This is a genomic window from Streptomyces sp. NPDC051684, from assembly GCF_044453445.1.
GTDB lineage: Bacteria > Actinomycetota > Actinomycetes > Streptomycetales > Streptomycetaceae > Streptomyces.
The window spans coordinates 66,832-86,880 of sequence record NZ_JBITCS010000030.1; the positions used below are offsets into that span (position 1 = coordinate 66,832).

Genomic DNA, 20,049 nt, shown 5'->3' on the forward strand with positions numbered 1-20,049 from the left:
GGACTCCAGTACCTTGGACGCGTGCCTGAGCCCCCCACTCTCGTCCGGCGCGGCCGCCTCCTCCGTATCGGCGCGGCCGTCGTAGTGCTGCTCGCCGTGGCCACATATGTGGCCGTGCAGTACGCCACCGGGGGCCGCCCCAAGCCGAGATGCACGGTCGTCTCGGCGCACACCGGCAAGGGCGCCGGGGCGTCGTACGAGTTCACCTCCGAGCAGGCGGTGAACGCGGCGACGATCGCCGCGGTCGGCACCTCGCGCGGCATGCCGGAGCGCGCCATCACGATCGCCCTCGCGACGGCGCTCCAGGAGTCGGGGCTGCGCAACATCGAGCACGGCGACCGGGACTCGCTGGGCCTGTTCCAGCAGCGCCCCACGAAGGGCTGGGGCACGGCGGAGCAGATCATGGACCCGGCGTACGCCTCCGAGCGCTTCTACGCGCACCTGGCGGAGATCCCCGGCTACTCGCGGCTCCCGCTGACCGCGGCCGCGCAGCGCGTGCAGCGCAGCGGCTACCCGCAGGCGTACGCGAAGCACGAGCCGGACGCGACGCTGCTGGCCGCCTCGCTGACCGGCCGCGCCGCCGCGTCGCTCACCTGCGAAGGCCGGGTGGCCGGCACCGACGCCGCGCGCTCGGGCGACCCCGCGCGCGTGCGGGCCGCACTCGCCCGTGACTTCGGGCGGGACGTGGCCCCCGCGAAGGGGCCCGGCGGGAACTCCGTCCGCGTCCCCGTGCCCGCCACCGTCGACTCGGCCGAGGGCGGGGAGCGGCAGCGCGGCTGGGAGCTGGCGCAGTGGGCCGTGGCCAACTCCTCGGCGCTGCGCATCGAGCGGGTCTCCTACGCGGGACGCGAGTGGACCGCCGGCGAGTCCGGCGACTCCTGGCGCAAGGCGTCGTCCGCTCAGCGGGGCGGGCGGTCCGGTCCTGCGGCCTCGATGTCCGTCGGCGAGGTCCGCATCGTCACCGGGCAGTAGCCCGCGCTCACCCGAACGGGTAATGCGGATCATGCGGGGTGGACGCCGGAGAGGCCCCTTCGAGTGAGGTGGGGCGCTGCCCCCAAGACCCTTGCGAGCGGGGCGCTGTAAGGGTTCTGCAGTGGTCGGCGATGCGTGCACTTTGCCCGTTTCTGCCCACAACCGATAATGCGACGCATTGCGAACCCTTTACGTTTCCGACCCGCAACCTTCCTGGGGCCTGGGGCGGTTGTCACGGCGTCCGGTCGCCGCACGGCAGCCGGGCACCAAACGTTCTCTCCCGTTGAAGGAGCATCATGTCCCTCCCCCTGACCCGCCGGATCGCCCGTGCCGCGCTGCTCGTAGCGGCAGGAGCGGCACCCGTGGTCGGTGCGGCCGGCTCCGCCAGCGCCGTCGACCTTCCGGCCACGTCGAACCTGGGCGGCGTGACCGCGCTGGACGGCGCGAACGTGGGCAGCACCGTGGACGGCGCGGCGCAGAACGCCACCGGCATGGCCGGTGCCACCGGCGGCAAGGCCGTCGAGAAGGCCGTTCCGGCGGCGGGCAAGGTCGTGGGCTCGGGTGCGAAGACCGCGGCGCCGGCCGCGCAGGAGGCCGCGGGTGGCGCGGCCGGCAGTGCGGGTGACGTGCTCGGCGAGACGGCCGGGGCGGCGACCGATGGTGGGCTGCCGGTGGGTGGTGGCGGTCTGCCGACCGATGCGCTGGGTGGCCTGCCGATCGGCTGACCGCCGGGTTGACCGGAACGGGGTGCCGGGAGCGTTCTGCTCCTGGCACCCCGTTTTGCTGCTGTACCGGGGGGGGCGGCTGTCGTGGTCAGTACGCGGCACCGTGTCCACGTCGTGGCGGGGCCACCGTGACGGTGCGCGGCACCCTGCCCACGTCGTGGCTGGAGCCACCGTGACGGTGCGCGGCACCGGGGCGCCGCCTTGCCCACCCTGCCGCCCAAGGCGGCAGATTGCCCAAGGCGAGTGGCGGCCCGCCGTCCCGGGTGGGGAGCCGTCCCCGCGGCGGGTTGCCCTAGGCGGGGCGGCGGCCGACCGCGAGGGGTGGGGAACCGTCCCTGCGGCGGGTTGCCCACGGCGGGCGGCGGCCGACCGCAAAGGGTGGGGAACCGTCCCCCGCGCCAGATTGCCCACGGCGGGCGACGGCCGACCGCAAAGGGTGGGGAACCTTCCTCGCGGGGGGGGCGTTCGACCGCGGCCCGTGGCAGCGGCAGGGTGCGGCACCCCGTCGGGCCGACGCCCCTGGAGGGGGCGGGTGGGTGGGAGATGGGCGGGGAGACGGGAATGGCGGTGGATCGACCGTGGCGGTCCCCGTCGACCGTGGCGGTCCCCGTCGACCGTCGGGGTTCACGTCGACCGTCGGGGTTCACGTCGACCGTCGGGGTTCACGTCGACCGTCGGGGTTCACGTCGACCGTCGCGGCACCTGTCAACCGTCGCGGTCCCCGTCGACCGTGGTAGTCCGCGGGGTGCCGACCCCGCGGCTGTGACCCCAAGGCGCGGTGCGGCCGATCGCACCCCGTCGGGCCGACGCCCCCGGAGGGGGCGGGTGGGTGGGAGACGGGTGGGAGATGGGCGAGGGAAACGGGGGTGCCAGGTGGTGGAGCCGGCCCGTCGGCGCCCCCGTACCGTGCCTCAGGTCAGACGGGCCACCGCTGCTGCCACGCGTTCGTCGGAGGCCGTCAGGGCCACGCGGACGAAGGTGGCGCCCGCCTCGCCGTAGAAGTCGCCGGGGGCCACCAGGATGCCGAGGTCGGCCAGGGCGGCGACCGTGTCCCAGCAGGACTCGTCGCGGGTGGCCCACAGGTACAGGCTCGCCTCGCTGTGTTCGATGCGGAACCCGTGGGCCAGCAGAGCCGAGCGCAGCGCCTCGCGGCGGGCCGCGTAACGCTCCCGCTGCACCCGCACGTGCTCGTCGTCGCCGAGCGCCGCGACGACCGCCGCCTGCGTCGGCGCGGAGGTCATCATGCCGCCGTGCTTGCGGATCTGGAGGAGCGGGCCGAGCACGGAGGCGTCGCCCGCGATGAACGCCGCGCGGTAGCCCGCCAGGTTCGAGCGCTTGGAGAGCGAGTGGACCGCGACCAGGCCCTCGTGCGAGCCGCCGTTGACGTCCGGGTGCAGGACCGAGACCGGGTCGGCCTCCCAGCCCAGCTCCAGGTAGCACTCGTCGGAGAAGACCAGGATGCCGTGCGAGCGCGCCCAGTCCACGATGCGCTTCAGCTCGTCCTTGGCAAGGACCCGACCCGTGGGGTTCGACGGGGAGTTGAGCCACAGGAGCTTGATCCCGGTGGGGTCCAGCTCGGTCGGATCGTCGTAGACGACGTAGTCCGCGCGGGCCAGCCGGGCACCCACCTCGTACGTGGGGTACGCGAGGCGCGGGTAGGCGACCTTGTCGCCCGGGCCGAGGCCCAGCTGGGTGGGGAGCCAGGCGACGAGCTCCTTGGAGCCGACGACCGGCAGGACGTTGGTGTGGTCGAAGCCGCGGGCGCCGAGCCGGCGTTCGCACCAGCCGACGAGCGCGTCACGCAGCTCCGGGGTGCCCCAGACCGTCGGGTAGCCCGGCGAGTCCGCGGCGTCGACCAGCGCCTTCTGGATCAGCTCGGGCACCGGGTCGACGGGCGTACCGACGGAGAGGTCGACGATGCCGTCCGGGTGCGCCGCGGCCGTCTTCTTGTACGGCTCCAGCTTGTCCCAGGGGAAGGCGGGGATGCGGTCGATGGGGGCCGGGACGGTGGACACCTGGTCAGCTCGCTCTCTTACGGGATGGTGGAACAAATGCCTCGGTCCCGTACGGCAGTCAGAGCCGTACGGGACCGGGGCAGCGCCTGTGCGTGCCGCTGAACTCAGAAGGTACTGAACTCAGAAGTCACTGGTTCGGCTACTGGTTCTGCGGCGGCAGCTCGGCGATGAAGGGGTAGTCCTTGTCGATCAGGCCCATCTTCGAGGCACCACCGGGCGAGCCGAGATCGTCGAAGAACTCGACGTTCGCCTTGTAGTAGTCCTTCCACTCCTCAGGAGTGTCGTCCTCGTAGAAGATCGCCTCGACCGGGCAGACCGGCTCACAGGCACCACAGTCGACGCATTCATCCGGGTGGATGTACAAGGACCGCTTGCCCTCGTAGATGCAGTCGACCGGGCACTCCTCGATGCACGCCTTGTCCTTGACGTCGACACAAGGCTGCGCGATGACGTAGGTCACGCTGTCGTTCCTCCTCGATAGGGCGCTGGCGGGCCTCCGCAGGCTCCGCCGCCTGGCGCGCGGGAGCGCGGCGTCGTCGATGCCCGCCTCTAGTATCTCCGTTCCCGGGCATGATCCGAACAGGAGGGGTGGGGCGAGCTGTGGAATTCACTGCGGGCGGACGCCTGGAAGTTCATATTTCAGGCGATGACGTGGGGAAACGCGTCTCTGTGCGACGGGTGAGCGAGGACGGTTCCGCGGGTCGAAAGTTCACCGACACCGTCGGAGTTCTCACATCGTGGAACGATGGTGTGCTCCTCATCACACGGAGAAACGGTGAAGGTGTGCGGATCGAGGAGTCCGCGCTGGTCGCGGGGAAGGTCGTGCCCGCCGCCCCCGCCCGTCGCCGCGGCCCGTCCGCCACGTATCCGGAGCTCGCCCGCGTCGCCTCGCGCGCGTGGCGGCCGATCGAGAGCGAGCGGCTGGGCGAGTGGGAGCTGCGCGCCTCCGAGGGCTTCACCCGGCGGGCCAACTCGGTGCTCCCGCTGGGGGACCCGGGACGTCCCCTCGATGACGCGCTGCGCCACGTACAGGAGTGGTACGCGGCCCGTGGCCTTCCGGCGTACGCGCAGACGGCGACCGGCGCCGAGGGGGCGCAGGAGGTCCTGTGCGCGGGCCTCGAGGAGCGCGGCTGGGTGCGCGAGGTGAGCGCCGAGCTGCGGATCGCCGCGCTCGCGCCGATCGGCGACGCGCCGGACGCGCCGCACGTGCTGCTGAGCCGGGAGCCGGACGAGGCGTGGCTCGCTCGGTACCAGCGCAAGGGAGCGAGCGAGGTCGCCCTGAAGGTGCTGCGCGCCGGGCCCTCGGTGTGGTTCGCGACCGTGCCGGGCGACGGCACCGTGCCCGCCGCGATCGGGCGGTGCGTGGTCGACGGGCGGTGGGCCGGGTTCGCCGCCGTCGAGGTCGACCCCGCGCAGCGGCGCCGGGGACTCGCCACGGACGTGATGACGGCGCTCGCCCGGCAGGCGCTCGACGAGGGCGCGTCGGCGGCCTGGCTCCAGGTCGAGGCGGAGAATGAGGGGGCGCGCGCCCTGTACGACCGCCTGGGTTTCGCCACGCATCACGCCTATCACCACTACCGTGCTCCGGAACACAGTCCGCGGTGACCCGCTAATCGATCGGCCCGAAAGGGCACGAGGCACGTATGTCCCCCCACCTTTCCCCCCGTTCCACAGAGCTGCGGCGGCGGTTCGCCGAGGAGGCGCGGGCCGAGCGGCCCGATCTGGCGCAGCTGTGTCTGCTGCTCGCCGCGCAGGGCGACCCCTCGCTCGACGAGGCCGGCATGGACGCCGTGCAGATCGCGCTGGACGAGCTCGCGGGACGGCTGCCGTACCGGCCCGGTTCGCCGCACGCCTGGGCCACCGCGTGCGCGGAGCTGCTCGGCGCGCGCACCGGTTTCCACGGCACGCCGAACGACTATCAGCGCCTTGAGTCCTCCCTCCTGCACGAGGTCGTGCGGCGCCGCAGAGGGCTGCCGATCCTGTTGTCGGTGGTGTGGATCGAGGTGGCCAGACGGGCCGGGGCGCCGGTGTGCGGGGTGGCCCTGCCGGGGCACTTCGTGGTCGGCTTCGGCCCCGCCGACGAGCAGGTGCTGGCCGATCCGTTCGACGGCGGGCGGGTGCTGACGGGAGCCGACGCGCGGACGCTGGTGGCGGGGGCGACGGGCGGCCCGCTGGACCCCTCGATGCTGGTGCCCGCCGATCCGCTGGACGTGGTGCTGCGGATCCTCAACAACATCCGGGCGTGGGCGGCGACGCGCCCCGAGCGCTCCGACGTGGCGCTGTGGGCCGTGGAGCTGTCGCTGCTGCTGCCCGCGCACCCGGCGCGGCTGCGCTACGAGCGGGCCCAGCTCCTCGTACGCCGCGGGGACTTCGTGACCGGCGCGGTGGAGCTGGAGGCGTACGCGGAGGTGGTCGGGGCCGTCGACGAGTCGGCGGCGGAGTCGGTGCGGGAGCAGGCACGGGCGGCCCGCGCGATGCTGAACTGACGCCTGGGGAAGCCGACTACAGCCAGCCCTTCTCCCGCGCGGCGGCCACCGCCTCCGCCCGGTTGCGCACCGCCAGCTTCTGGATCGCCACCGACAGGTAGTTGCGGACCGTGCCCTGCGACAGGTGCAGGGCGGCCGCCAGTTCCGCGTTGGTGCGGCCGTCCGCCGCCGCGCGCAGCACCTCGCGCTCGCGGTCGGTGAGCGGGTTCGCGCCCTCCGCGAGGGCCGCCGCCGCCAGCGAGGGGTCGATGACGCGCTCACCCGCGAGCACCTTGCGCACGGCGTCGGCAAGCTGCGCCGCCGGGGCGTCCTTGACGAGGAACGCGGCCGCGCCCGCCTCCATGGCGCTGCGCAGATAGCCGGGCCTGCCGAAGGTGGTGAGCACGACGACCTTCAGCTCCGGGAGCGCCTCGCGCAGCAGAGCCGCCGCCTCGATGCCCGTGCAGCCCGGCATCTCGATGTCGAGGAGCGCCACGTCCACCGCGTGCGCGCGGGCCGCCGCCACCACCTCGTCGCCGCGCGCCACCTGCGCGACGACCTCGATGTCCGGCTCCAGGCCGAGCAGCGCGGCCAGCGCCTCGCGCACCATCGACTGGTCCTCGGCCAGCAACACCTTGATCGTGCTCATGCGGCGGATCCTACGGAGGCGGCCGGTACCCGGGCCACCAGGCGGAAGCCGCCGCTGCCTGCCGCGCCCGTCTCCAGGGTGCCGCCGGCCGCGGTGAGGCGTTCGGCGAGGCCGGTGAGCCCGTTGCCCGGGGGTGTTCCCGAGGGGCCCGAGCCGTCGTCCTCCACGGTCAGTTCGACGCGCGGCCCTTCGAGGGTCTCGCGCCGGGTGACGTCGACGACGCAGCGCCGCGCGCCACTGTGCCGTACGACGTTGGTGACGGCCTCGCGCAGCGTCCAGGCGAGCGCCGACTCCTGCGTCTCGGGCAGCTCCGGGGCCTCGGCGGGCACGTCCGCGGTGATGCCGGCCGCGGTCAGTGCGGCCTGGGCGCCCGCGAGTTCGGTGCCGAGGCGGGCGCGCCGGTAGCCGCTGACGGCCTCGCGCACGTCGACGAGGGCCTGTCGGCTGACCTTCTCGATGTCGGCGACCTGGTCGGCCGCCTTGCCGGGGTGGTCGGGCAGCATCCGGCCGGCCAGTTCGCTCTTGAGCGTGATGAGCGAGAGGGAGTGGCCGAGCAGGTCGTGCAGGTCGCGGGCGAGGCGCAGCCGCTCCTCGTTGGCGGCGAGCAGGGCGACCTGGGCCCGGGCCTCCTGCAGTTCCCTGGTCGTACGGACCAGTTCGCGTACGCCGATCATCGAGAACCCGGCGAGCAGGGCGGGCACGAGGAGCCAGTACTGCGGCTCCGTGTCGAGCAGCAGCCCCACACCGACCATGACGGCCGTCGTGGCGAGGATCGCGAGCCGGGTCCAGCGCAGCGGCAGGACCGCCCCGCAGGCCACGGAGATGTACACGAACAGGACGAGCCAGTCGGCCCCGAGGGTCAGGGAGAGGACGACGGCCAGCACCGGCAACAGGGCCAGCGACGCGTGCACCGCGAGCCGCCCGAGCGGGCGGCCCATCCGGCGCATGACCAGGACGACGTAGCAGCCGACGAAGGCGACGAGACCGAGCGAGCCGAGGATCGTGCCCGTCGTGCCGTAGTCGCCCTGCGCCAGGTCGACGACCGGGCTGCCGAGGAAGGCCAGCCACATGCCGATCCACAGCAGCTTCAGGAGCGTCTCGCGGCGGTTCTCCGGCGGCTGCCCGATCTTCGGGACGTCCCGCTGCCCGTCCGGTTCCGTACTCACGCCTTCAAGGTGTCCTTCCGGTACAGCCAGGCCGCGCCGCCCGCGAAGAGCAGGAAGTACACGACGAGCAGCCCGACGTCCTTGGCCTCGGGGGCGCCACCCACCTCGATGGCCTGGCCGAGGGCAGCGTACGCGTGGGTGGGCAGCCATTCGGCGATGTCCTGGAGCCACTGCGGGAAACTCGTCGTCGGCATCCACAGGCCGCCCAGGATCGAGAGCCCGAAGTACGTGATCATCGTGATCGGCCGGACGGCGTCACCGGAGGCGACGTAGCCGATGGCGACCCCGAGCGCGGCGAAGCAGAGGCTGCCCGCCCAGATGGCGCCGGTGAGCGCGAGCCACTGCCAGGCGTCGAGCCGTACGTCCTTGAAGACCGCGGCCACGACGAAGACGACCACGATGGACGGGAGCGAGACGACGGCGGCGCTCGCGGTCTTCGCGAGGACGTAGCCGCGGCCGGGCAGCGTCGTCAGCCTCAACTGCCGTACCCAGCCGTTCTCCCGCTCCTTCGCGATGCGCTCGCTGTTGCCCATGAGGACGGCGGTGAGCGCGCCGAAGGAGGCCATGGAGACCATCATGAACGCGGCCAGGTTCAGGCCGCCGGTGCCCGTGACGACGTCGGAGGTCGTGGACTGTCCCGCGATCAGCAGGAACAGGACCGACGGGTAGATCACGGAGAAGAACAGGAACTTCTTGTTGCGCAGCGCGCGGGTGAGTTCCAGCTTGATCAGGCTGTTCATCGCGACTTGGCCTCCTCGGCCTCGGTGATGGCCACGAACGCCTGCTCAAGGCCGAGCCCGGCGACTTCGAGGTTGCGGGGGTAGACGCCGAGACCGTAGAGCGCGTGCACGGTCGCGTCGGCGTCGGTGGACTGGATGCGCACGGTCTGGCCGCTGATGGAGACGCCCGTCAGGAACGGCAGCGCCTTGATCGCGGTCTCCTCGATCTCGCCCTCCAGATCGAAGGCGACGCGGCGGGCGCCGGCCTTCGCCTTGATCTCGGCGGCCGTGCCGTCGGCGAGGAGGCGGCCTCGGTGCAGTACGAGGACGCGGTCGGCGATCGCGTCGGCCTCCTCCAGGTAGTGCGTGGCGAACAGCACCGTGCGGCCCTGCTCGGCCTGCTCGCGCATGGTGGCCCAGAACGCCTGGCGGGCGCTCACGTCCATGCCGGTCGTCGGCTCGTCGAGGACGATGAGGTCGCTGTCGCCGGCCGTGGCGAGGGCGAAGCGGACGCGCTGTTCCTGGCCGCCGGAGAGCTTGTTGACCTTGCGGTCGGCGATCTGGGTGAGTCCCGCGCGGGCCAGCACCTCGTCGGCCGGGTACGGCTTCGGGTGCAGGGCGCAGCCGAGCCGGACGAGCTCGCGCACGGTCACCTCGTCCATCAGGCCGCCGCTCTGCAGCATGGCGCCGACCCGGCCCGCGGTGATCGCCTCGCGCGGGCTCGTGCCGAAGACGCGGACCTCGCCGGTGTCGGCGGGGCGCAGGCCGAGGAGCAGATCGAGGGTGGTGGACTTGCCCGCGCCGTTCGGGCCGAGCAGGGCGACCGTCTCCCCCGCGTGCAGTTCGAGGCTCAGGCCGTCGACCGCCCGCACGGTGCCGTACGTCTTCGTCACCCCGCTGAAGGTGACCGCTGCGTGTGTCGTCATGGCATTCAGCGTCGCCGGTGGGCGGGGGTGCGCGGCAGTGTCGACAAGCGTGAGTCCCGCATGACGGATGTCATGCGGGACTCGTGACGCGGGTGCGCCGATGCGCGAGCGGGGGGCTACCCGACGTTCGTCTGGATCTCCGCGGTGCGCTCGGCCGTGGTCTTGCCGAGCAGCGCCTTGCCGATGGCGGCGGCAACGTCCGTGGGCTGGACCGGCGTCTTCTTGCCGGTGCCGCGGGTGACGAGGACGCCGTCGAAGGTCGTGCCGTACAGCTTCTTGAGCTCCGGGAGGTTGTACTTCTCGACCAGCTTCCCGTTGACCGGCTGCACGCTGAGGATCTTCGGCAGCGACTTGTCCGGGCCGAACTGGATCGAGGCGCCACCCGCCTTGACCGTGATCAGTCCGGACATCGCGGGCTCGGCGAACTGCTGCATCTTCCGGTCGACCTCGGCGTCCGAGATCGTCGGCTTCTGCGTCGACGTCGCCAGCGGGACCGCTCCGGACGCGCCGGTCTCGATCTGCGCGTGGTACGCGTCCTTGACGGCGGACACCGACTGGGCGAGGTCGAGCCCCTTGCCGGTCTTGCCGTAGACGGGAACGGCCTTGCCCGGCGCGAACTTGATCGTGCCTTCGCCGGACGCCGCGGCGCCGCCCGCGGCCCGCTGCAGGGACGCGGCCAGCTTCTCCTCGTCGACGGGCATGACGGGGGCCACGACCCGCTCGTTGCCGAACAGCGAGCCGATCACGGAGACCGGGTTGTAGTCGCTGCCCGCTGCGGCCGCCACGGTCGACGCGGTGTCGAACGAGAGGCCCGCCTGGGCCGGCCGCATCGCGACTGTCTTGCCGCCGACCTGTAGCTTCAGCGCCTGCTCCGTGCGCTTGCCGAGGGCGTTCTCCAGCTTGGTGGTCGCCTCGTCACGGGTGCCGCCACCGATGTCGACGCCCGCGACGGTGGTGCCCTTGGGCACGTCGGCGTGGTTCATCAACAGGCCCGCGCCGTACGCGACTCCGGCCAGTACGACGACGCCGGCGCCGAGCAGCACCAGCTTGTTGCGGCCCTGCTTCTTCTTCGGCGCGGGGGTGGACGGCACCGGGTCGGGCAGCTTCGGCGGGGTGTGCACGGCAGGGCCGTCCGGTCCCTGCTGGAACGGGTCGGCGGCGCCGGGCTTCTTGGGGCCGCCACCGGCCGAGGGGACGACGCGCATGCCGCTGGTGAGCGTGTCACCCGAGACGTTGCCACTGTTGCCGCCCGCGGGCGGCTCCGGGGCGGGCTTCTGCGGCGTGAGGATCGCGGTGTCGTCGCTCATCCGCGGCGGCGACTGACCGGCGCCGGGGACCGGCGGGTTGGGGGCGTTCGGCGGGACCATCGGGCCGTCGCCGGCAGCCGGGCCCGCGGTGGGGCCCGCGGGTCCGGTGGGGCCTTCGCCGCGGTCGGGCGCGCCCGGGTCCTGGTTGGCGGAGAAGAACGGCAGATCGTCGCGGGGGCCGGGGGCGCCGCCCGTACCGAGGGGGCCTGCCGCCACGGCGCCGGACACGTCGAACCCGCCGGAGGAGCCGCCGGACGGGCCGCCCGAGGGGCCGCCCATGGGTCCGTTGGCGGAGCCGCCGGTGGGGCCGCCCAGCGGGTCGCCCGAAGTGCCGGACGGGTTGCCGCCGTTGGGGCCCAGGGCGGACGGCGTGGGCGCGCCCGCACCGGTGGCCGGGCCACCCGTGCCGACCGACGGCACCGCGCCGGTCGCCGGGCCGCCCGCTCCGCCGCGCGGCTTGCGCGGCGCGAACCAGTCGCTCGTCTTCTCCTCGCGCTGCGGCGCGGGAGCGGCGGGCGCGGGCGGCTCTGGGGCGGCGGGCGCCGGGCCCGGGTCCGCCTGTCCGCCGTACGCGGGAGGCGACGCGGGACGGCCGCCCTGCGTCGCGTCCGGCGCGGGGGCCGCGTCGGCTCTGCGGCCGGCGCCGCTGTCCGGGTTGGCGTCGACATCGCTCATCGGCGTCCGCATGACGACCGGCGGGATCGGCCGGGAACCGGGGATGTTGATCCGGATCCGGGTCGTCAGCGTCGTCTCGGTCTTGGGTGACTCCGCGCCCTGGTCGCCCGGCGGCGTCGGACCGGCGTCGTCGGACGCCGCGCCCTGCGCAGGCGATCCGTACGGAGGCGTCCCCGACGGGTAGGCGGCAGCGCCGCGCCCCTGGGGCCCGGAGGACGAACTGTCAGTTTCACGACTCAAGGCAGGTTCTCCCGGTTGGCTCCGCCGCCCGTCTCGACCTCGCGCGGGCTGCTCGGCGGCGCGCACCACCATACTGTCCGCCGCCGGAAGTCACGGTGCGACGGATGACGAATCCGGAACGGCGGGCGCCGCACGACGCCCCAAGGTGCTCCGTCACTTCCCAAGTCGGGCGGCGGAAGCGGGTGGTTGCCCCGGCAGCCAGAAGGTGGCACACATCACAGCGACTGCCATCCCTCCGAGGAGGAAGAGGTACGAGCCGGCTCCTGCGCCGAACAAGAAGTCGCCCTCCGGGCGGCTCGCGGTGAGCAGGATCACCGCCAGCACCCAGCCCGCCGCCGGCGCGACCGCGCCCGCGCGACCACTTGCCAGCCGCGCACCCGCGTGGAACAGGCCGGCCGCCCCGACGAGCGCGAGCAGCAACCCGCCCGGGAACCAGCCCCCTTGGACCAGCGCCCCGCCGACCGCGACGACCGCGCCAAGGACGAAAAGGACAAGCAGGACGGCCGTCCGCCCGGCGCCGAATCCACTGAAACTGAAGGGCAGGTCGACGTTCTGCGCCGCCGCCCCACCGGGTGCCGCCTTTCCGCCGGAGGCACTTCCGCCGGAGGCCTTTCCGCTGGACGCCGCGGCCCGCCGGTTCTTGTCGCCGCTCATCGCTCGGTCACTCCTTCAAGACCCTCGAACAGGTCCTTCTCGTACGGCGATCCGGGCTCGCCCCGCACCAACTCGTAGCACTCGGTGTCGAACAGCGGCTGCGCGAGCTTGTTGGACAGCGCGAAGACGCCGCGGTCGTCCGGCACGGCGACCTGGGTGGCGTGCGCGCGCATCGCGGCCGCCTTCCGCTCCACGTACGGCCGTCCGTCGATCTCGGCGGTGATCCGCTCGTCGTCGACGACGCCCGGCACGTCGGCCACCGCGGCGGCGACGTCGAAGGGTGTGGTGTCGAGCACGCCCGCGAGCCACCGGAACCGCTCCTCGACGACCGAGCGCGGCACGCGGTTCCAGTAGACCTTGGCGATGGTGTGCGGCTCCCCGAGGTCGCGCCGGAAGGCGGTCTCGGCGGCGAGCTCGGCGGCGCGCATCGCGACGCGGTGGGCCTGGATGTGGTCGGGGTGTCCGTAGCCCCCGTCGGGGTCGTACGTGATCAGGACCTGGGGGCGGGTCTCGCGGATCACGGCGACGAGGTGGGCCGCGGCCTCGTCGAGGTCCGTGGCCCAGAAGGCGCCCTCCCGCTCGTTCTGCGGGGCACCCATCATCCCGGAGTCGCGGAAGCGTCCCGGGCCGCCCAGGAAGCGGTGGTCGGTGACGCCGAGCTCCTTCATGGCGGCGGCCAACTCGCCGATCCGGTGCGGGCCGAGGATGTTCTCCCGGCCCGGGGCGAGATGGGCCAGTTCGTCCGGAATGACCTCGCCCTCTTCGCCGAGCGTGCAGGTCACCAGCGTGACCCGGGCGCCCTCTGCGGCGTACTTGGCCATGGTGGCGCCATTGTTGATCGACTCGTCGTCGGGGTGGGCGTGCACGAGGAGCAGGCGCCGACCTGGCTTTTCCGTCATGCCCCCAGCCTAGAACGCCCCACCGACACCGGGCGCGGCTAGAACTTGATGCCGCCGACCATGTCCGCCACGTTCGTCGTCAGCTCCTTGATGGTGGGAGCGATGGACGAACTCGCCAGGTAGAAGCCAAGGAGCACGCACACGACCGCGTGCCCCGCTTTCAGTCCCGACTTCTTGATCAGGATGAAGACGATGATCGCGAACAGCACCACGGCCGAGATCGAGAGTGCCACAGCGGTCCTCCTCCAAAGTGATCCGGTCGCCGACGGACTCGTACCCACGCACTGCTAACGATCATAACTATCCGTGCCCGCGCACGAGTCGCGATCAGGGAGCACCCGATGCGACCGGGAGCGCACGGGGGCGCGCGGCCCTCATCTCTCCTAGGCTGCCTGAATGACCATCGAGACCTTCCCCCGTCAGCACGCGCGCACCCAGCGCTTCACGTTGGGGGCGCCGCGTGCCTTCACGGTGGCGCCGGACGGCGAGCGTGTCGTTTTTCTGCGTTCCTCCTCGGGCACCGATCGGGCGAACGCGCTGTGGGTGCTTGACGTGGCGGGTGGTCAGGAACGGGTGGCCGCCGATCCGGTGGCCCTGCTCGGCGGGGCCGCGGAGAACCTGTCGGCCGAGGAGCGGGCCCGGCGCGAGCGCAGCCGCGAGGGCGGCGCCGGCATCGTGGGATATGCGACGGACGCCGCCGTCGAGTTGGCCGCGTTCGCCCTGTCGGGGCGCCTGTTCACGGCCGAGCTGCGGGTGGGCACCGCGCGGGAACTGCGGGTGCCGGGGCCCGTGTTGGACCCGCGCCCCTCCCCCGACGGGCGGCACGTCGCGTACGTCGCCAGGGGCGCGCTGCGCGTCGTCGGCGCGGAGGGCGCGGACGACCGGGCGCTCGCCGAGCCGGAGTCGGAGACCGTGACGTACGGGCTCGCGGAGTTCGCCGCGGCCGAGGAGATGTCCCGGTACCGCGGCCACTGGTGGTCACCCGGTTCGGACCGACTGCTCGTGGCCCGCGCCGACGACGCGGACGTGGCGCGCTGGTGGATCGCCGACCCCGCGCACCCGGACCGGGAGCCGGCCCGCGTCGCCTACCCCCGCGCCGGCACGCCCAACGCCGAGGTGCGCCTGTTCGCCTACGACCTCGACGGCTCCCGCACCGAGGTGACCTGGGACCGCAAGGCGTACCCGTACCTGGCCCGCGTGCACTGGTCCGCGGACGGCGCCCCGCTGCTCCTGGTCCAGGCCCGCGACCAGCGCAGCGCGCTCTACCTCGCGGTGAACACGGACGACGGTTCGACGCGCATGGTGCACGCCGACGAGGACGACGAGTGGCTGGAGCTGCTGCCGGGCGTGCCGTGCTGGTCGCCGAGCGGGCAGCTCGTACGGATCGCCGACGAGGGCGGCGCGCGGGTCCTCGCGGTGGGCGAACGGCCGCTGACCGGACCCCAGTTGCACGTGCGCGCGGTGCTCGACGTGGGCGAGAGCGACGTGCTGGTCGCCGCCTCGGCGGGGGCCGACGCCGAGTTCCCCGAGACCGGCGAGGTGCACGTCTACCGGGTCAACGAGCTCGGCCTGCAGCGCGTGTCGACGGAGCCCGGCGTGCACTCCGCGGTCCGCTCCGGGGACGTGACGGTCCTCGTGTCGGCCACACCGGACTCACCCGGCGCACGGGCGCGCGTGGAGCGCGAGGGGAAGACCCCCGAAAAGTCGATCGACATCGCCTCGCACGCCGCCCGCCCCCTGCTCTCCCCGCGCGTGACGCTCACGGAAGCGGCGGGCATCCCGTGCGCCGTTCTCCTGCCCTCCTCCTACCAGGAGGGGGACGGCCCGCTGCCGGTCCTCATGGATCCGTACGGCGGCCCGCACGGGCAGCGCGTCGTGGCGGCCCACAACCCGCATCTGACCTCGCAGTGGTTCGCCGACCAGGGCTTCGCGGTAATCGTCGCGGACGGGCGCGGCACGCCCGGCATCTCGCCAGGACGTGAGAAGTCGATCCACGGCGACTTCACGCTCACCCTCGACGACCAGGTCACGGCGTTGCACGCGCTCGCCGACCGGTTCCCGCTCGACCTGTCCAAGGTCGCGATGCGCGGCTGGAGTTACGGCGGTTACCTGTCGGCGCTCGCCGTGCTGCGCCGCCCCGACGTCTTCCACGCGGGCATCGCGGGCGCCCCGGTCACGGACTGGCGGTTGTACGACACGCACTACACGGAGCGCTACCTGGGCGACCCGGCCACGTCCCCCGACACGTACGCCAAGAGTTCCGTGGTGACCGACGACGGGCTCACGGAGGCCGCCGAGCAGCACCGGCCGATGCTCATCGTGCACGGCCTCGCGGACGACAACGTCGTCGTGGCGCACGCCCTGAGGCTGTCCTCCGCGCTGCTCGCGGACGGCCGCCCGCACGAGGTGCTGCCGCTGTCCGGCGTGACCCACATGACGCCGCAGGAGCAGGTCGCCGAGAATCTGCTGCTGCTCCAGGTGGACTTCCTGAAGCGGTCGTTGGGCCTGTCCTGAGACGGGTCCGGGCCGGAGCGACATGGCGCGCCCCGGCCCGGTTCCACGGCACCCGCACGGCCGCACGAGGAACACCCTGACCGATCCAGATATCCGCGTCGGGTCGGCCGGGTTGCCGCCACGTAAAAGCGCTCAGTCGGTCGGCACGACCTGCTTCTCCTCCGCGAAGTGGCAGGCCGACGGGTGGCTCGCCGGGGTGTCGCCGCCCTTGAAGACCTCCGGCACGGCCAGCAGCGGCACCTCGTCCGCGCACTTCTGCTGCGCCTTCCAGCAGCGCGTACGGAAGCGGCAGCCCGAGGGCGGATTGGCGGGCGAGGGCACGTCGCCTGCGAGCAGGATGCGCTCGCGGCCCTCGCGCGCCTCCGGGTCGGGCACCGGCACCGCGGACAGCAGCGCCTGCGTGTAGGGGTGCGTGGGGTGGTCGTAGATCTCGGCGTCCGAGCCGATCTCGGCGATCCGGCCCAGGTACATCACGCCGACCCGGTCGGAGATGTGCCGCACGATCGACAGGTCGTGGGCGATGAAGACGTAACTGAGGTCGAACTCCTTCTGGAGCCGGTCCAGGAGGTTGACCACCTGCGCCTGCACCGACACGTCGAGCGCGGACACCGGCTCGTCCGCGACGATGATCTCGGGGCGCAGCGCGAGCCCGCGCGCGATGCCGATGCGCTGGCGCTGGCCGCCGGAGAACTGGTGCGGATACCGGTTGATGTACTCCGGGTTGAGCCCGACGACGTCGAGGAGGTCCTGGACCTTCTTCCTGCGGTCCCCCTTCGGCGCCACCTCGGGGTGGATCTCGTACGGCTCCCCGATGATGTCGCCGACGGTCATCCGGGGGTTCAGTGACGTGTACGGGTCCTGGAACACCATCTGGATGTTGCGGCGGACGGCCTTCAGGGCGCGCCCCGAGAGCGTGGTGATGTCCTCGCCCTTGTACTTGATGACGCCTGCCGTCGGGCGCTCCAGGTTCACGAGCATCTTCGCGACCGTCGACTTGCCGCAGCCGGACTCCCCCACGATGCCGAGCGTCTCGCCCTGCCCGAGGTCGAAGTCGACCCCGTCGACGGCCTTCACCGAGCCGATCTGCTTCTTGACGAGGACGCCCTGGGTGAGCGGGTAGTGCTTGGTCAGTCCGCGGACCTGGAGGAGCGGTTCGTGGCCCGAGGCCGAGCCGTTCTGCGCGTAGTCGTTCTCCGCCTGTGCCTTGTGGAGGAGGTGCTCGGCGATCCTGCCCTCGCGCTTCAGGTCGTCCTTGCTCACGTGCTTACCGTGTTGCGGCATCGAGGGTCTCCTTCCAGAAGTGGCAGGCGCTGCGGCGGCCTTCGGAGACCTCGGCGAGCGGCGGGACGTCGGTGCGGCACACGTCCTGGGCCATCGGGCAGCGCGGGTTGAAGGCGCAGCCGGGCGGGATGTTCATGAGGTTCGGCGGGAGCCCCTTGATGGCGAACAGCTCCTGCCCCTTCTGGTCGAGGCGCGGGATCGATTCGAGCAGGCCCTTGGTGTACGGGTGGGCGGGCGCCTTGTAGATCTCGTGCACCGGCGCCTGTTCGACGATCCGGCCCGCGTACATCACGGCGATCTTGTCGGCGACGTCGGCGACCACGCCCAGGTCGTGGGTGATGAGGATGAGCCCCATGTCGAGCTCGCGCCGCAGCTCGGCGAGGAGGTCCATCACCTGGGCCTGCACGGTGACGTCGAGGGCGGTCGTCGGCTCGTCCGCAATGATCAGCGAGGGTTCGAGGGCGAGCGCCATGGCGATCATGATGCGCTGGCGCATGCCGCCGGAGAACTGGTGCGGGTACTGGCTCACCCGCTCCTTCGCGGCGGGGATCCTGACCCGGTCCATCAGCTCGACGGCCTTCGCCCTGGCGTCCTTCTTCGACATCCCCTTGTGGACGACGAACATCTCGCCGAGCTGCTCCCCCACCGTGAGCACGGGGTTCAGCGAGGACAGCGCGTCCTGGAAGATCATCGCCATCTCGGCGCCGCGGATCTTCCGCCGCTCCTCCTCCTTGAGCTTCAGCAGGTCCTGGCCCTTGAAGAGGATCTCGCCGCCGGCGATCCGGCCCGGCGGCATGTCGAGGATGCCCATCACGGCCTGCGCGGTGACGGACTTGCCGGAGCCGGACTCGCCCAGCACGGCGAGCGTCTCGCCCTCGTCGACGGTGTAGTTGACGCCGTTGACCGCCTTGGCGACGCCGTCGCGGGTGCGGAACTCGACGTGCAGGTCGCGTACTTCCAGCAGTGCCATGTGCGACTACCTCAGCTTGGGGTCGAGGGCGTCGCGCACCGCGTCGCCGAGCATGATGAACGCCAGGACCGTGAGGGCCAGCGCGCCCGCCGGGTACAGCAGCATGTGCGGGGCGTTGCGGATGTACGGGGCGGCGTTCGAGATGTCGATGCCCCAGGAGACCGCGGGCGGCTTGAGGCCGACGCCGAGGAACGAGAGCGTCGCCTCCAGGGCGATGTACGTACCGAGCGCGATGGTCGCGACGACGATCACGGGCGCGACGGCGTTCGGCAGGATGTGCCGCAGCAGGATGCGCGAGTTGGAGGCGCCGAGGGTGCGCGCCGCGTGCACGTAGTCGTTCTCCTTGACCGTGATGACGGAGCCGCGGGCGATCCGGGAGATCTGCGGCCAGCCGAGCAGCACGATGAACCCGACCACCGGCCACACCGTAGTCGACGTGACCACCGACAGCAGGACCAGGCCCCCGAGGATGACCGGGATGCCGAAGAAGATGTCGGCGACGCGGGACAGCAGGGCGTCCGCCCACCGCCCGAAGAACCCGGCGAGCGCGCCCAGGATGCCGCCCAGGAGCGCCACCCCGGCCGTCGCGCACACGCCGACGGTGATCGAGGCCCGGGCCCCGTACACGGTGCGGGTGTAGACGTCGCAGCCCTGGGCGTCGTAGCCGAAGGGGTGTCCCGAGGTGGAGGTGTCCTGGCCGTGGGCGAGGTCGCAGTCGTTGGGGTCGCCGCTCGCGAGCAGCTGCGGCCAGATCGCGACGATCACCAGGAACAGGATGATCAGCGCCGAGACGATGAAGACCGGGTTGCGGCGCAGCGAGCGCCAGGCGTCCGACCACAGCGAGCGCGCGGGGCCCTCCGCGCCGCCGCCCTCGGGCGTGCCGGGCGTGAGCTGGGCCTCGACGGTGACCGGGGTGACGGGCTCAGGCATAGCGGATCCTCGGGTCAAGGACGGCGTAGAGCAGGTCGACGATGAGGTTGGCGAGCAGGAAGACGATCACCAGGACGGTCACGAAGCCGACCACGGTCGGCGAGGACTGGTGCAGGATGCCCTGGTAGAGCTGGTAGCCGACGCCGCGGATGTTGAAGATCCGCTCGGTCACGATGGCCCCGCCCATCAGGGCGCCGATGTCGGTGCCGATGAACGTGACGACCGGGATCAGCGAGTTGCGCAGCAGGTGCCGCCAGATGATGCGGCGCCGCGGCAGGCCCTTGGCGACGGCGGTGCGCACGTAGTCGGAGCGGGCGTTCTCGGCGACGGAGGTGCGGGTCAGGCGGGTCACGTACGCCAGCGAGACCGAGGCGAGGACGAGGCCCGGCAGGATCAGCTCGCTCAGCGGCGCCTCGTACGCCACCGAGGGCTTGACGATCCCCCACTGCATGCCGAACAGGAGCTGGGCGACGAGGCCGGTCACGAACGTCGGCACGGAGATCACGACCAGCGTCAGCACGAGGACGCCCGTGTCGATGGGCTTGCCGCGGCGCAGGCCGGTGATGACGCCGAGGCCGATGCCGATGACGATCTCGAAGACGATCGCCACGAACGTCAGCTTGATGGTGACGGGGTAGGCGCGCAGCATCAGGTCGGCGACGGAGTCCCCGTTGAAGGCGGTGCCGAAGTCGCCCTGGAAGATGTTGCCGAGGTAGATCAGGTACTGCTGCGCCAGCGGCTTGTCGAGGTGGAACTGCTCGCGCAGCGCCGCCTGGGTGGCCGGGTCGCATGCCTTGTCGCCGCAGAGCGCCGCGGTCGGGTCGCCCATGACGTTGACCATGAGGAAGATCAGCAGCGTGGTGCCGATGAACACCGGGATCATCTGCAGCAGCCGTCGGATCACATAACGCCCCACGGCACCTCCCTCACGTCACCCGAGCG

At 72.3% G+C, this 20,049-nt stretch carries 19 protein-coding genes; 5 read left to right on the plus strand and 14 right to left on the minus strand.

From position 1 onward, the window contains the following. Positions 1-21 precede the first annotated feature (21 nt). Positions 22-972 (plus strand): heavy metal transporter, encoded by a 951-nt coding sequence (locus tag ACIA8D_RS30570; protein WP_399237346.1) that lies wholly within the window; start codon positions 22-24, stop codon positions 970-972. A gap of 296 nt (positions 973-1,268) precedes the next feature. Continuing rightward, positions 1,269-1,697 carry an ATP-binding protein gene (locus ACIA8D_RS30575; protein ID WP_399237347.1) on the plus strand — a complete coding sequence of 143 codons (429 nt, stop codon included), beginning with the start codon at positions 1,269-1,271 and terminating at the stop codon, positions 1,695-1,697. A gap of 911 nt (positions 1,698-2,608) precedes the next feature. On the opposite strand, the gene ACIA8D_RS30580 is transcribed toward ACIA8D_RS30575, so the two are convergent. Beyond that, positions 2,609-3,712, minus strand: a complete 1,104-nt coding sequence (locus ACIA8D_RS30580; RefSeq protein ID WP_399237348.1) for a bifunctional succinyldiaminopimelate transaminase/glutamate-prephenate aminotransferase — start codon at positions 3,710-3,712, stop codon at positions 2,609-2,611. 139 nt (positions 3,713-3,851) lie between these two features. Continuing rightward, the gene (gene fdxA, locus ACIA8D_RS30585; protein ID WP_385763672.1) at positions 3,852-4,172 is read right to left on the minus strand and encodes a ferredoxin; all 321 of its coding nucleotides are present in this window, start codon (positions 4,170-4,172) and stop codon (positions 3,852-3,854) included. Positions 4,173-4,312: 140 nt separating this feature from the next. On the opposite strand from fdxA, the gene ACIA8D_RS30590 reads away from it, so the two are divergent. Both ACIA8D_RS30590 and ACIA8D_RS30595 read left to right on the plus strand, forming a co-directional pair. Then, positions 4,313-5,317 (plus strand): GNAT family N-acetyltransferase, encoded by a 1,005-nt coding sequence (locus ACIA8D_RS30590; RefSeq protein WP_399237350.1) that lies wholly within the window; start codon positions 4,313-4,315, stop codon positions 5,315-5,317. A gap of 38 nt (positions 5,318-5,355) precedes the next feature. Beyond that, positions 5,356-6,198, plus strand: coding sequence for a tetratricopeptide repeat protein (locus tag ACIA8D_RS30595; RefSeq protein WP_399237351.1), 843 nt, complete (start codon positions 5,356-5,358; stop codon positions 6,196-6,198). A gap of 16 nt (positions 6,199-6,214) precedes the next feature. On the opposite strand, the gene ACIA8D_RS30600 is transcribed toward ACIA8D_RS30595, so the two are convergent. From ACIA8D_RS30600 to ACIA8D_RS30635, 8 genes are all read right to left on the minus strand, one after another. Continuing rightward, complete coding sequence (locus ACIA8D_RS30600; protein WP_399237352.1) at positions 6,215-6,826, minus strand: DNA-binding response regulator; 612 nt, start codon at positions 6,824-6,826, stop codon at positions 6,215-6,217. Next, the gene (locus tag ACIA8D_RS30605) at positions 6,823-7,992 is read right to left on the minus strand and encodes a sensor histidine kinase (protein WP_399237353.1); all 1,170 of its coding nucleotides are present in this window, start codon (positions 7,990-7,992) and stop codon (positions 6,823-6,825) included. Before ACIA8D_RS30605 ends, ACIA8D_RS30600 begins: the two co-directional genes overlap by 4 nt. Beyond that, entirely contained in the window at positions 7,989-8,732 is a 744-nt protein-coding gene (locus ACIA8D_RS30610; protein WP_399237354.1) for an ABC transporter permease, read from the minus strand. The genes ACIA8D_RS30605 and ACIA8D_RS30610 overlap by 4 nt, the downstream gene beginning before the upstream one ends. Further along, entirely contained in the window at positions 8,729-9,637 is a 909-nt protein-coding gene (locus ACIA8D_RS30615) for an ABC transporter ATP-binding protein (RefSeq protein ID WP_399237355.1), read from the minus strand. Before ACIA8D_RS30615 ends, ACIA8D_RS30610 begins: the two co-directional genes overlap by 4 nt. A 116-nt stretch (positions 9,638-9,753) precedes the next feature. Continuing rightward, on the minus strand, positions 9,754-11,859 hold the full coding sequence (locus tag ACIA8D_RS30620; protein ID WP_399237356.1) for a hypothetical protein: 2,106 nt from the start codon (positions 11,857-11,859) through the stop codon (positions 9,754-9,756). Between the two features lie 153 nt (positions 11,860-12,012). Continuing rightward, entirely contained in the window at positions 12,013-12,513 is a 501-nt protein-coding gene (locus tag ACIA8D_RS30625; protein WP_399237357.1) for a DUF6113 family protein, read from the minus strand. Beyond that, positions 12,510-13,412 carry an N-acetyl-1-D-myo-inositol-2-amino-2-deoxy-alpha-D-glucopyranoside deacetylase gene (gene mshB, locus ACIA8D_RS30630; protein ID WP_399237358.1) on the minus strand — a complete coding sequence of 301 codons (903 nt, stop codon included), beginning with the start codon at positions 13,410-13,412 and terminating at the stop codon, positions 12,510-12,512. Before mshB ends, ACIA8D_RS30625 begins: the two co-directional genes overlap by 4 nt. Positions 13,413-13,450: 38 nt before the next feature. After that, positions 13,451-13,645, minus strand: a complete 195-nt coding sequence (locus ACIA8D_RS30635) for a hypothetical protein (RefSeq protein ID WP_399237359.1) — start codon at positions 13,643-13,645, stop codon at positions 13,451-13,453. A gap of 163 nt (positions 13,646-13,808) precedes the next feature. Here ACIA8D_RS30635 and ACIA8D_RS30640 point away from each other — a divergent pair, with 163 nt between their 5' ends. After that, positions 13,809-15,926, plus strand: coding sequence for a prolyl oligopeptidase family serine peptidase (locus ACIA8D_RS30640; RefSeq protein WP_399237360.1), 2,118 nt, complete (start codon positions 13,809-13,811; stop codon positions 15,924-15,926). A gap of 132 nt (positions 15,927-16,058) precedes the next feature. On the opposite strand, the gene ACIA8D_RS30645 is transcribed toward ACIA8D_RS30640, so the two are convergent. The 4 genes from ACIA8D_RS30645 to ACIA8D_RS30660 are packed head-to-tail and all read right to left on the minus strand — an operon-like array spanning position 16,059 to position 20,023. Continuing rightward, entirely contained in the window at positions 16,059-17,207 is a 1,149-nt protein-coding gene (locus ACIA8D_RS30645; protein WP_399237361.1) for an ABC transporter ATP-binding protein, read from the minus strand. Beyond that, entirely contained in the window at positions 17,191-18,177 is a 987-nt protein-coding gene (locus ACIA8D_RS30650; RefSeq protein ID WP_399237362.1) for an ABC transporter ATP-binding protein, read from the minus strand. Before ACIA8D_RS30650 ends, ACIA8D_RS30645 begins: the two co-directional genes overlap by 17 nt. Before the next feature lie 6 nt (positions 18,178-18,183). Continuing rightward, on the minus strand, positions 18,184-19,107 hold the full coding sequence (locus ACIA8D_RS30655) for an ABC transporter permease (RefSeq protein ID WP_399237363.1): 924 nt from the start codon (positions 19,105-19,107) through the stop codon (positions 18,184-18,186). After that, on the minus strand, positions 19,100-20,023 hold the full coding sequence (locus ACIA8D_RS30660; RefSeq protein WP_399237364.1) for an ABC transporter permease: 924 nt from the start codon (positions 20,021-20,023) through the stop codon (positions 19,100-19,102). Before ACIA8D_RS30660 ends, ACIA8D_RS30655 begins: the two co-directional genes overlap by 8 nt. Between the last annotated feature and the right edge of the window lie 26 nt (positions 20,024-20,049).

Excerpts from the sequence above, each read along its gene's own strand:
- ACIA8D_RS30595 (WP_399237351.1), top strand. The coding sequence starts at position 5,356 with ATGTCCCCCCACCTTTCCCCCCGTTCCACAGAGCTGCGGCGGCGGTTC.
- ACIA8D_RS30610 (WP_399237354.1), bottom strand. The coding sequence starts at position 8,732 with ATGAACAGCCTGATCAAGCTGGAACTCACCCGCGCGCTGCGCAACAAG.
- ACIA8D_RS30625 (WP_399237357.1), bottom strand. The coding sequence starts at position 12,513 with ATGAGCGGCGACAAGAACCGGCGGGCCGCGGCGTCCAGCGGAAAGGCC.
- ACIA8D_RS30655 (WP_399237363.1), bottom strand. The coding sequence starts at position 19,107 with ATGCCTGAGCCCGTCACCCCGGTCACCGTCGAGGCCCAGCTCACGCCC.
- ACIA8D_RS30615 (WP_399237355.1), bottom strand. The coding sequence starts at position 9,637 with ATGACGACACACGCAGCGGTCACCTTCAGCGGGGTGACGAAGACGTAC.
- mshB (WP_399237358.1), bottom strand. The coding sequence starts at position 13,412 with ATGACGGAAAAGCCAGGTCGGCGCCTGCTCCTCGTGCACGCCCACCCC.
- ACIA8D_RS30600 (WP_399237352.1), bottom strand. The coding sequence starts at position 6,826 with ATGAGCACGATCAAGGTGTTGCTGGCCGAGGACCAGTCGATGGTGCGC.
- ACIA8D_RS30650 (WP_399237362.1), bottom strand. The coding sequence starts at position 18,177 with ATGGCACTGCTGGAAGTACGCGACCTGCACGTCGAGTTCCGCACCCGC.
- ACIA8D_RS30575 (WP_399237347.1), top strand. The coding sequence starts at position 1,269 with ATGTCCCTCCCCCTGACCCGCCGGATCGCCCGTGCCGCGCTGCTCGTA.
- ACIA8D_RS30645 (WP_399237361.1), bottom strand. The coding sequence starts at position 17,207 with ATGCCGCAACACGGTAAGCACGTGAGCAAGGACGACCTGAAGCGCGAG.
- ACIA8D_RS30640 (WP_399237360.1), top strand. The coding sequence starts at position 13,809 with ATGACCATCGAGACCTTCCCCCGTCAGCACGCGCGCACCCAGCGCTTC.